Below are 14,851 nucleotides of genomic sequence, written 5' to 3'. Positions count from 1 at the left end.
TCCTATTTAGTGAGCCGACTTATTGAAAGTTGATGAATGCTCTTGTAAGTACTTTTGCACTAAAGCTTGAGTATCTTGGTCCATATTGACGAAGGCGATCATGCCTTGGAACATACCAGGCCATGTGTTGGCGTCAAAGTGACTCTCGTCCGGTTGGGTATGGCATACGCTACAGCTGGTGCTATATGTGCTACGCGCATAATCCCAAAGTGGCTGTAGGTCGCTGAGTAGGTAGTCGGTATCTGTCCAGATTACGGTTTCTACACGTTGCCATTTAAGGCCTGTCATTGGGTCTTCTTTCTCTTCGAAGGTGGTGATTACACCCTCTTCAAGTGCTGCATCTTTGGTTAGCTGAGCCGATAGAATATTTAAGCCAAAGTCGTAGTAGATAACGCGACCTGCACCAATTTTCTTTCTCCAACCGTTGATACCAATCTTGGCGCGGTTGCCTTTAAGTTCTAACACTTTCACTTTAGTGGCGATGTTTAATGTGCCAGCCTCAACATCGGTTTTTTCGTTGAAATAAACAGGTTTAGTCAATGCTGAGAAATAGGTTTTGTTAACCTCTAAGCCGTTAACGCCGGAACCGACTTCTGCAATTAACTCTGGTGCACGAGCGGTGCCCATATCGGGAAGCTTATGGGCGATACCTTTATGACAATCAACACAGCTTTGGTCGAGTTTAGCTGCGCGTTTCATCTGCTTTTGCGCTAGCTTAGACATGCTGTCCCATTTCATTGAGTCATAGTTGTGGCAGTTTTTACACGCTAGAGAGTTATCACGGTCGAATCGTTTCCACTCACGGCTGGCCATTTCTAGACGTTTGTCTTCGAATTTTTCAGGTGTATTGACGGTTTGCAGTAACCAGCCCCACATATCGTGAGAGGCTTCAATTTTGCGGCCAATTTTACGGCTCCAATCATGGGGTACGTGGCAATCTGGGCAGGTTGCGCGAACGCCGGAATGATTTGACCAATGCACTGTCTCTTGCAGCTCTTTATAAGGCATGCTTTCCATGCTGTGGCAGCTAATACAAAACTCTTCAGTATTTGTTGCTTGAAGTGCAGTGTTAAAACCACCCCAAAAGATAATGCCCATAATAAAGGCTGAAACACTGACTGAGCCCAGTGTGAGGTATTGTGTCGGTTTGTTTAATGTGCGCCAGATGTTAAGCAACCATCTCATAATCGCATCCTCGTAATAAGTTTAAAAAGTGGAAAAGGGGATTAGTGAGCGACAACGCCACCAAATGCTTGGATCATCCAAATGATGAAGCCATAGGTACTAACAAAAGCGATGCTTAATGCAGGGAATAAAATAAAGATGATAAAAAACAATGCTTTAAGTTCATCCTTCTTATTACTAGTGTATTTTTTTGTGGGGTTTTGATTCGTCATGACTATTTAGCTCCAGCTAACCCTTTCTTTGATGAGGCCATTATAGGGAGAGGTTGTGAACAGCGATGTGGGTAACAATGAACAAGTTAAGACAAGTTATGACAATATATGAACAGAATTATGGTGCAGTGTTTTGGTGAGCTTTTATAGTTTAATATCAGGTGTTTACTGTGTTTTTAGTCGATTGGTGTAGACCCGGTTTTGGAGGCGTGAATGTCGAAGTGCAGGTTAAAACAGGATGATGGCTCAATAATAACGCCGCGCTGAAAAGTGCGCGGCTAAACGGTGATGATTAATCGACAGTATTGTGGATTACTTGCTGATGACGATATAGCTGATAAAGCCAATCCAGCTGAGGGTTAATAATCCCCAGGGTAAGTAGGGGCTGGCCGCGCGATCTTCTATATTATCCTCGACATCATGTTCGTTTTCAGTGGTACGGGCTTTAGCACGCACTTGCTGTTTTTTCTGTTTGTCGCGAACACGTGCTTTGCCTTTTTGCTGTTTTTTATACTCCGCAATGCCTTTTTCAATTCCTAGCGCAATGAGCTTCGTTTGCTCTTTAGTTTGCCCTGGTTTTTGAATTGATTTTGCCACTTTTACGGCTTCGTTTTTAGTTTCGTCTGAGATCGGCTGTGCCATATTTTATGAATGCTTAGCTAAGAATAAGCTCACTATAACATGAGCTCATTTATCATTTACTTACTTATTTTCAGCCAAAAACTCAAACAAACCCGTTTGCATATTCACGTTCCAAAAGCGCCCAGCCAAGGTCAAAGTAAGGGAGTCGTTATTAAGTTGCGCCAGACCATTGGTTTGCCATGCATGAAAGAGTGGCTGTAACTGCTGCTGTAAGCTGGCCTCTAGTTGAGAAAATTGCAGTGTTCCACCGTCTAGGCCGCGTTTAAAAATCGCATCGAGTTCGGCTGATGGATTTGGGCTCAATGCCATTCCGGGCACTTTAGTGGGGGTTGCCTCATCTATAACGTCAGTGGGTTGTGAGTGGGCTAGGTGCCAGTTGGTTAAGCTGCGGGCATTCATTACCCCATGGCCATGGATACTGCCACCTGCACCGGCGCCAAACGGTAGTATTTCGATACCGCTTTTGGCAAGTGAGTTATAGATGCTACGTTCACGGTTGTCGCGGCGCCAGTGGCAGCTGGATAACCGTTGCCACTGGTTTGATTCGAGTAAGTTGGCGCCATAGGCGTACATCTGCGCCCGCGTTTGGCTATCGGCCTGAAATTCACTTTCGTCGGTGCCAAGTATTTTGCCTTTCTCGCTAGCCCGGTCGATGCGAGTGCCGCCGAGGCCTATCAATTGATAGAGATCGACCCCATGTACACCACTGTCGATAACGGCTTGCAGATCTTGTTGCCAAATATCTAAGGTTTGGCCGGGTAGCCCAAAAATAAGATCGATGACGATACTGGCACTCGGATGTTGGCTCAACTCATTAAGGCGGCTGAGTAAGGTGTCTTTATCATCAAAGCGTCCGGCGGCTTGGCGTACATGAGTATCGAAGCTTTGCACTCCAAACGAGAAGCGGTTAAATCCGTTATCTAACGCACTGTGCCATTTGTCATCATCAAAGCCATTGAGACGGCCTTCGAGCGACACTTCGGCATTCTTTATCAATGGGAATTTGCTTATCGCTGCGCCTAACATAGCGGCTAATTCGCTCAGGATTAGTGCCATTTTCAAAGAAATTACAGAAGCTACAGCGCTTACGACAAAAGGGAATATGGATATACAGTGCCCGTTGGTTACTCTTGCTGGGTTGTTGCCACCATTGATGCCAAAGTGCCGGTGTTAAGTTGACAGGGCGACTGCCACTGCGACCGGCATGGGGAACACTTTTGACTTTAAAGGCATTTTGCAATGGTTCAGGACTTGCTATGCCAGTCATGGTCGGCGTTAGGATCATCATTACTCTCAAATCGTAAAATCAATTCAAAGGCAATGATAATCATTATCAAGTAGCACTTTGGTGCGATGGATCAATATCTGTTGCTTTGCATTGTAAATCTAAGCTTTGGATGTTGTGTTTGCTAGTAGAAGTTATCGCACTCTAATAAAACTATTTTGTACCAAGTAATCAATAAAGGGTTCTGACTTTACATGCTTAAACTTAAGTGGTGCGACCAACCCGCCAAATAATGAGATCCCGCCGCCCAAGAGTACTGGAATAGTGGTGATAATCAGCTCATCAATCAAATCTTCTTTTAAGAAGCTCTGTATGGTCAAACCGCCATCAATATAGAGGTTGTTGTAACCTTGACCGTGTATTTTCGTCATGACCTCTGTCAGTGGGCCTTTCACTAAAAACACTTTATCTTCGAGTCCTGCCGGTACCGCCTTCATGGTATTGCTGAGCATAAATACGGGTTTAGTATAGGGCCAGTCAATACCGAAGCTGAGAACGGTTTCTAGGGTATTTCGGCCGATGACTAACGCCTGTACTCGCTCGATAAAAGCGTTGTAACCGAGATCAGAATTATCAGGGTTTGGGATTTCATGGAGCCAATCGACTTTATTGTCTTTGTCTGCAATGAAACCATCGAGACTGGTGGCGATAAAAACGATATTGGTCATGGTATGTCTCCAGTATAGAAAGCTAACGCTTTGAGCTGAAAAGTATTATAGATGAAGGTAAAAATTGATGCTGTAAGAGAGTGCCATTAATGATGTTGTTCTGGTTTATGTCGTGGAAAATTCATTTTTCAGATTTCCTATGCTGGCACTTCATCGTCATGGATGATGATTTTTAGCTTAATTTGTTTTTTAAGATGAGCCACCAAAGAAACTTAAAGGCTTCTATTATTTAAGTGCACTTAATGATTGTAATGGCAATTCTCAGCGGTGTTATTTAACAATCATTAGCCAGCTAACGTTCTGGACTTACTCTTTTTTCGAAGTTTTGAGCGCTAATTAAACGACTTGTCGAAAGGGAGTTAATGATGAAAAAAATCGCACTTATTCAAGAGTCTCCTTACGTTCTTGATAAAAAACGTACCATAGAAAAAGCTGTAGAGATCATTAATTCCGTCTCCGCCAAAGGGGCTGAACTGATTGTTTTTCCAGAGGCATTCATAGCAGGATACCCTGCTTGGATATGGCGGCTTAGACCTGGTGGTGACAGGGGGATCAGTGAAGAGCTACATGTTAGATTACTCAAAAATGCGATTGATTTAAGTTCGGACGATCTCAACCCTATGCTAGAAGCAGCCAAAGACAATAGCGTTACAGTCGTATGTGGTATTAACGAACGAGATAATGCTAATAGCCAATCCACAATATATAACTCAGTAATAACCATTGATACTCAAGGTCAAATTATCAATCATCATCGAAAACTCATGCCCACAAACCCAGAGCGAATGGTATGGGGGTTTGGAGATGGGCATGGTTTAAATGTTATTGATACTCCAGTCGGTAGAATTGGTAGCCTAATATGCTGGGAAAATTATATGCCTCTGGCAAGGTACTCTCTATATTCGCAAGGGATAGAAATATATATTGCACCAACCTATGACAGTGGTGATGCTTGGACTGGCACTATGCAGCACATTGCTCGGGAGGGTAAGTGTTGGGTTTTATCTTGTGGTGTTGCTTTAGAGCGAAAAGATTTACCTACGGACTTTCCAAATATAGATGAAATTTACCCGGCTGATGAAGAATGGATTAACCCCGGAGATTCGCTTGTGGTATCGCCTAGCGGTGAAATAGTGTCAGGGCCATTATCTAAAGAGAAAGGCTATATCATTTTGGATATTGATGTTGATTTGGCCTCAACTTCTAAGCGTGCTTTGGATGTCGCAGGGCACTACTCAAGACCTGATGTATTTAAACTGGAAGTAGACAAGACTAGACAATCACCCATTCACTTTAAAAACAGTCGTTAACAAGGTGCTGCAGCTGGACTGGCATTATTGCTACTTCATATACTTCAGTCTGTTTTATCTATTACTCGTTTTGCTAAATCTCAAACGCACCGAGTCGGTGCGTTTGGCCAGCTCAAAACTAGCCTTGCTTATCCAAGGCTACCGTTATCATTTTAAGCTCGGCTTAACGAGTTGCTGAGAAAGCGCTGTGGTAGTTTACGATGCCGCGAGGCTCTTTATCGGAGAAGGTCAGTTGCAGAAAATAGGCTGCTGGCACGCCCTCAAGTACGATTAAAGCATTTGCCGTAAAGCCAAAACGACTGTAAAAATCGGGCTCGCCTAGCAATACGCAACCGTTAGCACCGAGCTTTTTTAGTTCGCTCAATGCTTCACTTATCAAGCTTGAACCGATGGCTTTATCTTGATAGTCAGGCCTGACCGAAATAGGGCCAAGACCATACCAGCTTACGCTGCCGTCGGAAATAGTCACTGGCGACAGCGCGACATGGCCAATAATCTCGCCATTTGTTTCTGCAACTAAAGACACACTCAATGCGCTTGCGTCTCTTAGGCGACGAACAATAAAGTGCTCGGTATGTGTTGAATGCTCGACATTAATAAAAGCGAGCTGAGTTAACGTATCAATGGCGTCGATATCGGCTTCGCACTCTTTGCGATAATTGATCCGCATGACCTTTTCAGCGTTGATGTTATTGGTTGTCCGGTTAAATTTATAGAGCGTCATCATCCACCCATTTAGTTCGATATCAATAAATACCTATAAGTTGTTGATATTGATTCTAGAACAAACTCTGACATATTGTTTATACCAATTACTTTAAATACTGCTTATAAAGCGGCTTTAAACTTTTTAGGAAGCGTAGTTTAAAATAATAGTGGTGTCAGCTGCCCGGGCTCATTCACTACAATAGGATCGTATTGCCAAACCTGCCTTATGGTTGCAGGGGTTAACGCCTCGTGCGGTGGCCCATCACTGACAACGTCTCCTTGTTGTAAAATCACCAATCTGTCGGCATAGCGTGATGCTTGATTAAGGTCATGAAGTACCACTACGACGGCATAATTTTGTTCATAAGCTAACGATTTTACCAGCTTTAATACTCTGTGCTGCTGGGCTAAATCCAGTGCAGAGGTGGGTTCATCCAACAGTAAAATTGGCGGCTTATCTGATTGAGCTAACTGGGTTAATACTCGGGCTAATTGCACTCGCTGTTTCTCGCCGCCCGAGAGCGTAGGGTAGCTGCGGTATTTTAAGTGGCTCAAGGCAACCTGTTCCAATTGTGCATCAATCAACTGCTCACCTTGTCGCTGGTTGAGCGTTAACGGATATAGCCCCATTTCGACTACTTGATGAACTTGAAATGGAAACGTCAGTGAGGCGTGTTGTGGCAGTACCGCTAACAATTTTGCCAGTTTTTGCCTATCCCACATCGTCAGTGGTTGCTGGTGAATGTTAATCCGGCCTGCTTCAAGCTCAATTTCCTGGCATAAGCTTTTTAGTAAGGTTGATTTACCGGCCCCATTAGGTCCTAAAAGGGCAGTGACTTCGCCGGCTTTTAATCTGAGGTTTATGTCGGTTAATACTGGTTTTTGACCAATACGCACTGAAAGATGCTCGATCTCTATGACTGTAGTTCTGCTTGCATTCGATAGATGATCCGCTATACCCGCTGGCTGTGACTGAGTTGAATAATTCATTTAGACCAACTTACTGCGTTGTTTGAGTAATAACACGATGAAGAATGGCGCGCCGATAAGCGCTGTGACCAGCCCCACGGGTAGTTCTGATGGCGCAACAATGGCGCGAGCACCGATATCGGCCAGCACGAGTAATGCAGCGCCGAGTATGGCACTGAGTGGCAGTAGCTGTTTATGATCAGGCCCCACCATCATCCTTACTAAATGCGGCACGACTAGGCCGATAAAGCCAATAATGCCAGTTGCGGCAACCGATATTCCCACGCCAATAGCGCAAAGTACGATGAGCTTGAGTTTTAACTTATCAACATCTAAGCCTAAATGACGCGCTTCAGCTTCACCCAGTAATAACGCATTAAGCGCCTTCGCTGAGCAGTTAAACTGCCAACTAACAACGGCTAAGGCGATCAAGCTTAATATGACGTAATGCCATTGCGCGCCGGCGATAGAACCGAGCTGCCACAGGGTGAGATCCCTCAATGCCATATCGTCGGCCATATAGGTGAGTAGACCTATGCCCGCGCCAGCAAGTGCTGCCACGGCTACGCCAGATAACAGCAGTAATACAACCGAAGTCCCGCTAGGGCTACTGGCTAAACGGTAAACCACTAAGGTGGTTACCAACCCGGCTAGAAAGGCACTGATTGCCACGGCGTATTCACCGCCTTGGGGAAACAGCACAATGCAGATAGCGGCGCCAAAAGCGGCACCTGACGACACCCCAATAATACCGGGATCTGCCAGTGGGTTTCTAAACAACCCCTGCATCACCGCGCCACACTGAGCCAGCACAGCCCCCACAGCTAACGCCAACAATGTGCGCGGTAGGCGGACTTGGTCGATCACTAACTGTTCGTGTGGGGCTACACTGCCTATATCAATTTGAGTCGCCCAGTTAATGACGGCACTGAAGCTCACGCTAGGGCTAATGTGCAGTGGACCTATGCTGACAGACATCAGGCTGGTGATGACCAAAGCGGTCAACAAACAGGGCCAAAGCCAATGACGATTATCCATTTACGAATCCCGTTAAATAATGGCGTAGTGAACAAGGTTTAGTAACGCTTTACGCTAATAAAATCGCTAGCAAGTTTATCTGCCGCTTCGATAGCACTCATTCCAAGGCCGCCTATCAGCGCTTGCGGGTTAAGATTTTGGATCTGCTCATTCTTGCCTGCGGGAGTATGTGCTAGCAGTGGCATTTTCTTCAGTAGCGAACGTACTGGGTTTTCAGTCTCTTTATCAGAGCGGTTTGAGATCAAAATGACGTCTGGTTGTAGTGCAAGAATGCCCTCTTGAGAGACACTCTTATAGCCAGAGAAACCAGCGATGTTGTTGCCACCAGCCAATTTGATAATGATATCGGCTGCGGTGTCATCGCCACCAACACGCGCAGGTCTGTCGGCCTGTAACAGTAGAAACAACACTTTAGGGGCATCGCCTTTGTTAGCAATCTGTTGTTGCTTACGCTCAAGGTCGGTAAATGATTGCTGTAGTTCTGTTTTAAGTTGCTTAGCTTGTGTTTCACGCTTTAGTAGCTGGCCCATAGCATCGATATTGCTAAACAGTTGAGTTTGAGTATTGGCATGAGGCAGCTGCACGACATTAATCTTGGCTGAACTTAAAACATCTAAGGTCGCTTTAGGCCCCATAGCGTCAGAACCCAGCACTAGGCTTGGGCTAAGCGCTAAGATACCTTCAGCAGAAAGCATGCGATGGTAGCCAAGCTTGGCAATGTCTTCTTTGTCTTTAGGCAGTTGGCTGGTGGAATCGACTGCCACAAGTTCGTCACCCGCATCGAGGGCAAAAACCAGCTCGGTCATACCCGCGCCAGCGCTGATAACTCGCGGTGCTGATGATTGTTCATGGCCATTAACGTGCTCGCCATCATGGGCGTAGGCCGAAGAACTGATTAGCGCCAAGATACTGAAGATGGCTGTGGCGCCCATCTTAGAAGTCGTTTTAAAGCGGGTTGATAATTTAGTTTTTAAATGAGTTTTACAGTTGAACATTAAAAAGCTCCAAAATAATAAAAAGGAATGCCGTAAGCAAGTCGATATTGCTCGTTTAAGGTTGTTAGGGTTCCATCAAAATCTGGGTATTGCTGATCTGTTGCCGTTGCATTAGCGCTAACACATTCATCAGCGGTTGCACTGGCGCGGCTTTGTCGGCTGCAACAATGACTTTAGCTTTCGGGCTGGCTTTCAAGACGCTAATAAATGCCACCTCAAAATCATCAAACTTCAGATAACTCACACCATCAATCGCCCAGTGTGGCTGATCTGTCATGATATTTATCGCGACATGTTTATCTTGCGAAAGGGCATTTAAACTGGAATCTGCTTCGGTGGGAACATCCACTGGCAGGCTCAATAATTGCGTATTGGCGGTGAGTAAAAGAAATACCAGTACGATAAAAATGATGTCAATCAGCGGCGTTAGATCTAGGCCAGAAAGTGCAACGCTGTCATTCGTGTCACAACCAATCATCAGCTTGGCTCCGCCAGCGTTGTCGCTGATTGGCAGCTGGCTTCTTTACAGGTGGCCGCTTTGCTGCATAGTTGCGCGGCGGTATCGCTGCCGATACTTAAGGCTTGATCAAAGCCCTCAAGCCACAAATTAAGTAGGTTCAATACGTGAGTGATTTTATTGCAGCGTCTCTCGGCCCAAAGGGTCAATAGGTGCGCCATAGTGATCGCCGGAACCGCAATAATAAGACCAGCAGCTGTGGTGTTCATCGCTAAGCCAAGACCTGATGCAAGCTGCGATGGAGTGACTGGACCGTCCGATAACCCAAGCTGGTTGAACATCTCAATCAGCCCGAGCACCGTCCCTAACAGCCCAAGTAGCGGGGTGATAATTCCGATAACCTGTAATATTTTTAGGCCAGACAAGAGTTTACTTTTTTGCTTTACCAACCAGAGACTGACGATCTCTTCGCGCATTAGGCGGTTTTGATCGCTATGGCTTAGCAGTAGCGCGGTGCCTTTAGCCAGCATGCTGCGGCCTTGGCTTATCTGTGCCATTAATTGTTGGCGCTGCTCTGGGGTCGCACTGCGTGCTTGTTGGCGTAGTTGAGTCAACCAACTATCCCGTTTAGGCAACTCATATAGCACAAGCGCGAGCCGTTCGAGAATGATCATTAAGGCTACAAAAGCGCAGATAAACAGCGGCCAAGTTAGGTAGCCAAGTTGTTCTGAAAGTTGTTGGTATAAAGGCTGAGACAACCCTTGAGACAGTGATGGCGTTAGCGGTTGAGACATTTACTTTTCCTCTGCGATAAGCATTTATCGCCTGGTATTAACGGTGTTGGTGGCATGTCCCTAAAACGTACGGGTTAACTTTAATCACACTGCGATTGAAGTTAAGCGGCCTCTCACTCCTAGAAGGGCAGTTGGAATAAGCTGTGCCTAGCGCGATGGGTTTACACGCTCGGCTTGAATTCAGATTTAGTTCAGCTCAAATTTAACCGGCACTCGCACGGTATAGGCGTAAGCGGTTTGCGGTGAGGGCGCAGAAAACTGCCACTTTTCTACAGCGTTAAGCGCAGCTTTATCGAGTAATCGGTAACCTGAACTATCCACCAAGGTGAGTGACATTTGCTCGCCGACCTGATTGAACATCACTTCGATAGTCGCAGTGCCTTGAAAACCGCGTTGACGGGCTTTCTTAGGGTAATGGGGCTGAGTGGGCGGGGCGGCAAAAGTCGGCTGGTTTAGCGCAACGGATTGCTTGCTTACCCCTTGCTTGGCTTCTGCTTGAACTTGATCGTGAGCCCGTTGCTGGCTGCTCTGCTTCTTCGGCTGTTTCTCAACAACCTTTTCACCTTTGCTAGCTAGCTTTTTTGGGGTCTCCGTCGGCGGTTGCTTGGCAACGGGTTTACGCTTAGCCGCGATTTTTGCTATCGGTTTTATAGCCGTCTTTACGACGGGCTTTGGCTCAAGCTTTTTAACCGCCTTAGCCTTAGGTTTAGCCGTTTCACTTGCTGGCGCTTGGCTGGCTTGCATCGCAATAGACAGATTAACCGCCTGATTGGAACCCATAGCAGAGCCTGAGCTTAGCTGGATTGTTGCTTCACTATTTTGCGAGGCGAGTACACCACCTTGGATCAATAGGGTTAAGCAACCAAAAGCAAAATATCGTTTAGGAGTCATGGCCGTTTTTCTTTTTCAATCATCACTACTGCCATAACCCTGAGTTTTTTTTATGCTGCAGTAAACTTTACAAAGCTTACAATATACATAATTTACAAAAGGTTACGCTTCATAGTTTTAACAAGTTACCAATACGATATACGAACCTTAAGAAGATCGCAAATGATAATGATTTTCATTTGATCTATGTTTTTTTCTCAGGTAAAGTGCCGAAAATAATAGAAAGGGTGTTCGAATCTACGCAATTAATGGACTAACTGAGTTGTTGTCGCTACCCCATAAACTTACTTTGAGGATTGAAACATGAACAAGAAGCCGCTCGTCGTCGCTATGGCAATGGCTCTTAGCTCCAGCGTATATGCAGAGCAAGTACAGCAAGTTACCGAATTTGATGAAGTATTGGTCTCGGCCACTCGCGTGAGTGAAAAAGTGTCTGAAACCAGCCGCTCTGTCGCAGTGATCTCTGAAGAGCAGTTGCAGGAACAACAACCTGCATCGGTTGCGCAGGCGCTTAAGAATGTAGCCAATGTTAATGTTTCAAATGGCCCTCGCGCATCATCTCAAGGGGTTGAAATTCGTGGTTTAGGCGGGCAGCGAGTATTGCAAACGATTGATGGTGCACGCCAAAATACCAGTTCTGGTCATCGGGGCACTTACTTTATGGACCCTGAACTACTCAGTTCCGTTGAAGTGGTGCGTGGCCCTGCAAGTAGCCTTTGGGGCAGCGGTGCCATTGGCGGTGTTGTGGCGCAAAATACTAAATCTGCACAGGATTTTCTGGAAGAGGAAGACACTTTTGGTGGCTATATCAAGCAAGGTTTCGAAACCAACGGTGATCGTGCTAAAACCAGTGGTGCAATCTATGGCTTAGCAGATACTGCTGATGCTGGAAGCGTTGATTGGTTGCTAAACGGCAGTTATTACGACAGCAACAACATTAAAGTGGGTAATGATCAGACGCTTGAAAACAGTGCTTCAGAGGGAACTAGCGGCTTGGCTAAATTTGGTTGGCAACCGACCAATGATCAACGTCTGCAACTTTCTACCCGTTTTTCTAAAATTGATGAACTGGTGCCGAGTAATCCGACGACGGATGTCGGCAGTTCAGTGCCTTTGGTTAAGCGCAAAACCAATGATCAAAATGTGACCTTGGATTACAGCTTAAACCCAACGGATAATCACTATCTCGATCTTAATGCTACCTTCTATTGGAATGGTACCGATTACGATGAAGACAGGGTTACTAAAAACCAAGTTGATAGCACCGAATACGACACGCTTGGATTTAGTATCAATAATAGCTCTAAATTTGCCAATACCGTGCTGACTTATGGTGTTGATGGTTACAAAGATTCAATTAAAACAGTACGTGATGACAGCGGTCAAACTGGCCAACGCCCGAATGATATTGACGGCGAAACCACGGTCTGGGGCGCCTTTACCCGCGCCGATATCAGCTTAAGTGAAAACTGGTCTGTTGACGCCGCAGTGCGTTACGACGCGTTTACAAATGAAAGTAACAACCTTAATGCACAATCTGATGACAATGCATTTTCGCCGTCAATAGGATTGGTTTGGACCACCACCGAATGGTTAACCCTAAGCGCGCGATTTGACCAAGCGTTCCGTGCCCCAAGTATTGAAGAGATGTACTCAACCGGTACGCATTACTGTATCCCTCCTATCCCGGGATTCTTGCCTGGTGGGCTATGTAATACTTTTGAAATCAATCCAGATTTGCAAGCTGAAAAAGCCCAGAACAAGGAGATTAAAGCTGATCTTCGTTTCACTGAACTTGCCGGAGATGATGAACTCGCAATGACATTAAGCGTGTTTAGAAACGATGTTGATGATTTTATCGAGCAATCTGTTTCTAACCCATTGATGGGCATTCCTGGCTTTGAGCAAACAACCTCATGGGACAATGTTGATGAAGCTAAACTCACAGGTTTTGAATTTACTACTCGTTACCGTTATGAGCAGACACGTGTCACCTTAAACTATGGTCAAACCGAAGGTAAAGATAAGACGGAAGGAGATTACCTCACCAAGGTTCCAGCTAAAAAGCTAGGGTTCGACTTGTCGCAAGCCATCATGGAAGGTGACATGAAGTTTGGTACTCGTTTTACCTACGTAGCAGAGCAAGATCAGTTGCCTAGTGATTACACTGAGTCATACGATTCTTACAAACTGTGGGATCTGTACGTGGCATGGGAACCTGCCATGGGCACTTTTGAAGGGTTAAGAGTCGACTTTGCAGTAGAAAATATCGGTGATGAACAATATCAACAAGCGTGGCAAACCCTGTATGAACAGGGAAGGAACTATAAATTGTCGGCGCGTTATAGCTTCTAAACAAAGCTAAACAATTAACCCTGAGGCTAACAGCAATGATTAGCCTCACTGCCATTTTAATATTTTGGAGATATTCCATGTCAATTACCATTGAAACCATCCGCCAGCATTTAATCGATAACCCCGCGGCAATGCCCAGCCAAATTGCCGTAGAACTCAACATTAGTGAGTTTGAAGTGATGTCAGCATTGCCGGTCGATCAGCTTGCGCTACTGCCTATCACTGAAAAAGACAGCTTATTAACGTCGCTGCCAGAGTGGGGCAACATGACCACGATTGTGTCAGTATCTGGCAGTATCTTTGAGTTTAAAGGTGCTTTCCCGAAAGGGAAGTATGGCCATGGTTATTACAATCTCATCACTAAAGGCGAGGGACTACACGGGCATTTAAAGCTGGATGACATTAGTGCAATAGCACTGATAAGCAAACCGTTTAGAGGTAGCGAGAGCCATTCCATTAACTTCTTTGGTGCCAAAGGCGAAGTGGTGTTTAAAGTGTATTTAGGCAGAGATAAGAAGCGAGTGTTATTGCCTGAGCAAGTGGCCCGTTTTAATGCGCTTAAAGTAGAGTTACAAATCGCTACCGCCTAGAACCTCGCCGGTCGTCAATATGACCTAGCACCTGATATGTGGCATCTAGCCCCTTAAAAAATAAGAGAGCCGAGCAATGACTACTGTAAAAGAGCAAAGATTACGTGAGAAACTATTACCTGAAATAGAAGCGTTTAAAGCTGCTCGTTCAACCCTGCAGCTAGCGACCCAAGATGCCAATGGCGTGCCCAATGCCAGCTATGCGCCTTTTGCCTTGGCTGACGATGGTTTTTATATTCTGGTCAGTGAGCTTGCACGCCATGGCACTAACCTTAAAGCATCTAATAAGCTGTCTGTTATGTTGCTTGAAGATGAAGCAGAGGCAAAGTCAGTATTTGCCCGTAAGCGACTGACCTTTGATGCCACAGCAGAGCTTGTTGCACGAGATAGCGAGACCTTTACCAAAGGCGTAGCGGCATTGTCTGCCCGCTTTGGCGAGATGATTGATAATTTAGCGGCCCTGACCGACTTTAACTTGTTTAAACTTAACCCTCATCATGGATTATATGTAAAAGGATTTGGCCAAGCCTTTAGTCTTTCTGGTTCAGAGCTTTTAGATGTCAATTGGAAACGTGACGGCCACCATGGCACGCCTAAAGCGGAACTTGCTGACACGATAAGCTAATGACGAATGCGGCAAATGCCGTGCAGAGATAAGCCTTAAGCGCAAGTTTAGAGGAACATACTCTCATACAAAGCTTTTCTATAAACATTGCCCGCTCTCATGCGGGTTTTGTTATTCTAATGTTGTT

17 protein-coding genes are annotated in these 14,851 nt (G+C 45.5%); 4 read left to right on the top strand and 13 right to left on the bottom strand.

All coding sequences use genetic code 11. The annotated features are described in order from the left end of the window. Positions 1-6 precede the first annotated feature (6 nt). The 6 genes from torC to CXF86_RS03460 form a co-directional block, all read right to left on the bottom strand. Positions 7-1,185: a pentaheme c-type cytochrome TorC gene (torC, locus tag CXF86_RS03480; RefSeq protein WP_101091421.1), complete on the bottom strand. Its 1,179-nt coding sequence runs from the start codon at positions 1,183-1,185 to the stop codon at positions 7-9. 41 nt (positions 1,186-1,226) lie between these two features. Further along, positions 1,227-1,397, bottom strand: coding sequence for a trimethylamine N-oxide reductase system protein TorE (gene torE / locus CXF86_RS03475; RefSeq protein WP_101091422.1), 171 nt, complete (start codon positions 1,395-1,397; stop codon positions 1,227-1,229). Positions 1,398-1,709: 312 nt separating this feature from the next. Further along, complete coding sequence (locus tag CXF86_RS03470; RefSeq protein ID WP_102038350.1) at positions 1,710-2,039, bottom strand: DUF2956 domain-containing protein; 330 nt, start codon at positions 2,037-2,039, stop codon at positions 1,710-1,712. A gap of 60 nt (positions 2,040-2,099) precedes the next feature. Continuing rightward, positions 2,100-3,017: a hypothetical protein gene (locus CXF86_RS03465; RefSeq protein ID WP_257985276.1), complete on the bottom strand. Its 918-nt coding sequence runs from the start codon at positions 3,015-3,017 to the stop codon at positions 2,100-2,102. Beyond that, positions 2,986-3,327, bottom strand: coding sequence for a hypothetical protein (locus CXF86_RS22990; protein WP_257985275.1), 342 nt, complete (start codon positions 3,325-3,327; stop codon positions 2,986-2,988). Before CXF86_RS22990 ends, CXF86_RS03465 begins: the two co-directional genes overlap by 32 nt. Positions 3,328-3,458: 131 nt before the next feature. After that, on the bottom strand, positions 3,459-3,992 hold the full coding sequence (locus tag CXF86_RS03460) for a dihydrofolate reductase family protein (protein ID WP_102038349.1): 534 nt from the start codon (positions 3,990-3,992) through the stop codon (positions 3,459-3,461). Positions 3,993-4,357: 365 nt separating this feature from the next. On the opposite strand from CXF86_RS03460, the gene CXF86_RS03455 reads away from it, so the two are divergent. After that, the gene (locus tag CXF86_RS03455; RefSeq protein WP_102038348.1) at positions 4,358-5,302 is read left to right on the top strand and encodes a carbon-nitrogen hydrolase family protein; all 945 of its coding nucleotides are present in this window, start codon (positions 4,358-4,360) and stop codon (positions 5,300-5,302) included. A 163-nt stretch (positions 5,303-5,465) separates the two neighbouring features. Here CXF86_RS03455 and CXF86_RS03450 read toward each other — a convergent pair whose 3' ends face one another. The 7 genes from CXF86_RS03450 to CXF86_RS03420 form a co-directional block, all read right to left on the bottom strand. Further along, complete coding sequence (locus CXF86_RS03450) at positions 5,466-5,972, bottom strand: GNAT family N-acetyltransferase (protein WP_101091475.1); 507 nt, start codon at positions 5,970-5,972, stop codon at positions 5,466-5,468. A 194-nt stretch (positions 5,973-6,166) separates the two neighbouring features. Continuing rightward, positions 6,167-7,000: a heme ABC transporter ATP-binding protein gene (locus tag CXF86_RS03445; RefSeq protein WP_102038347.1), complete on the bottom strand. Its 834-nt coding sequence runs from the start codon at positions 6,998-7,000 to the stop codon at positions 6,167-6,169. Further along, positions 7,001-8,017 (bottom strand): FecCD family ABC transporter permease, encoded by a 1,017-nt coding sequence (locus CXF86_RS03440; RefSeq protein ID WP_101091428.1) that lies wholly within the window; start codon positions 8,015-8,017, stop codon positions 7,001-7,003. A 38-nt stretch (positions 8,018-8,055) separates the two neighbouring features. Beyond that, a complete protein-coding gene (locus tag CXF86_RS03435) occupies positions 8,056-9,012 on the bottom strand; it encodes a heme/hemin ABC transporter substrate-binding protein (RefSeq protein WP_101091429.1) in 957 nt (318 codons plus the stop codon). A gap of 64 nt (positions 9,013-9,076) precedes the next feature. Next, the gene (locus tag CXF86_RS03430; protein WP_102038346.1) at positions 9,077-9,490 is read right to left on the bottom strand and encodes an ExbD/TolR family protein; all 414 of its coding nucleotides are present in this window, start codon (positions 9,488-9,490) and stop codon (positions 9,077-9,079) included. Then, positions 9,490-10,263, bottom strand: a complete 774-nt coding sequence (locus tag CXF86_RS03425) for a MotA/TolQ/ExbB proton channel family protein (protein ID WP_374702318.1) — start codon at positions 10,261-10,263, stop codon at positions 9,490-9,492. The genes CXF86_RS03430 and CXF86_RS03425 overlap by 1 nt, the downstream gene beginning before the upstream one ends. Before the next feature lie 186 nt (positions 10,264-10,449). After that, entirely contained in the window at positions 10,450-11,154 is a 705-nt protein-coding gene (locus tag CXF86_RS03420) for an energy transducer TonB (protein WP_102038345.1), read from the bottom strand. A 330-nt stretch (positions 11,155-11,484) separates the two neighbouring features. On the opposite strand from CXF86_RS03420, the gene CXF86_RS03415 reads away from it, so the two are divergent. The 3 genes from CXF86_RS03415 (at position 11,485) to hutZ (ending at position 14,724) form a co-directional block, all read left to right on the top strand. Beyond that, positions 11,485-13,509, top strand: a complete 2,025-nt coding sequence (locus CXF86_RS03415; protein ID WP_374702320.1) for a TonB-dependent hemoglobin/transferrin/lactoferrin family receptor — start codon at positions 11,485-11,487, stop codon at positions 13,507-13,509. A 77-nt stretch (positions 13,510-13,586) separates the two neighbouring features. Continuing rightward, a complete protein-coding gene (gene hutX / locus CXF86_RS03410; RefSeq protein WP_102038343.1) occupies positions 13,587-14,099 on the top strand; it encodes a heme utilization cystosolic carrier protein HutX in 513 nt (170 codons plus the stop codon). Positions 14,100-14,175: 76 nt separating this feature from the next. Next, a complete protein-coding gene (gene hutZ, locus CXF86_RS03405; protein ID WP_101091434.1) occupies positions 14,176-14,724 on the top strand; it encodes a heme utilization protein HutZ in 549 nt (182 codons plus the stop codon). Positions 14,725-14,851 lie beyond the last annotated feature (127 nt).

The sequence above is a fragment of the Shewanella sp. GutCb genome (assembly GCF_002836135.1).
In the GTDB taxonomy this organism is placed as follows: Bacteria; Pseudomonadota; Gammaproteobacteria; order Enterobacterales; family Shewanellaceae; genus Shewanella.
The sequence above is the reverse complement of the archived record's forward strand: the minus strand, read 5'-3'. Positions and strand labels throughout refer to the sequence as shown.

Coding starts and splice junctions, on each gene's coding strand:
- CXF86_RS03450 (WP_101091475.1), bottom strand. CDS start 5,972: ATGCGGATCAATTATCGCAAAGAGTGCGAAGCCGATATCGACGCCATT.
- CXF86_RS03440 (WP_101091428.1), bottom strand. CDS start 8,017: ATGGATAATCGTCATTGGCTTTGGCCCTGTTTGTTGACCGCTTTGGTC.
- CXF86_RS03460 (WP_102038349.1), bottom strand. CDS start 3,992: ATGACCAATATCGTTTTTATCGCCACCAGTCTCGATGGTTTCATTGCA.
- torC (WP_101091421.1), bottom strand. CDS start 1,185: ATGAGATGGTTGCTTAACATCTGGCGCACATTAAACAAACCGACACAA.
- CXF86_RS03455 (WP_102038348.1), top strand. CDS start 4,358: ATGAAAAAAATCGCACTTATTCAAGAGTCTCCTTACGTTCTTGATAAA.
- CXF86_RS03435 (WP_101091429.1), bottom strand. CDS start 9,012: ATGTTCAACTGTAAAACTCATTTAAAAACTAAATTATCAACCCGCTTT.
- hutX (WP_102038343.1), top strand. CDS start 13,587: ATGTCAATTACCATTGAAACCATCCGCCAGCATTTAATCGATAACCCC.
- CXF86_RS22990 (WP_257985275.1), bottom strand. CDS start 3,327: ATGATGATCCTAACGCCGACCATGACTGGCATAGCAAGTCCTGAACCA.
- CXF86_RS03445 (WP_102038347.1), bottom strand. CDS start 7,000: ATGAATTATTCAACTCAGTCACAGCCAGCGGGTATAGCGGATCATCTA.
- CXF86_RS03430 (WP_102038346.1), bottom strand. CDS start 9,490: ATGATTGGTTGTGACACGAATGACAGCGTTGCACTTTCTGGCCTAGAT.
- CXF86_RS03415 (WP_374702320.1), top strand. CDS start 11,485: ATGGCAATGGCTCTTAGCTCCAGCGTATATGCAGAGCAAGTACAGCAA.
- CXF86_RS03420 (WP_102038345.1), bottom strand. CDS start 11,154: ATGACTCCTAAACGATATTTTGCTTTTGGTTGCTTAACCCTATTGATC.
- torE (WP_101091422.1), bottom strand. CDS start 1,397: ATGACGAATCAAAACCCCACAAAAAAATACACTAGTAATAAGAAGGAT.
- CXF86_RS03470 (WP_102038350.1), bottom strand. CDS start 2,039: ATGGCACAGCCGATCTCAGACGAAACTAAAAACGAAGCCGTAAAAGTG.
- hutZ (WP_101091434.1), top strand. CDS start 14,176: ATGACTACTGTAAAAGAGCAAAGATTACGTGAGAAACTATTACCTGAA.
- CXF86_RS03425 (WP_374702318.1), bottom strand. CDS start 10,263: ATGTCTCAACCGCTAACGCCATCACTGTCTCAAGGGTTGTCTCAGCCT.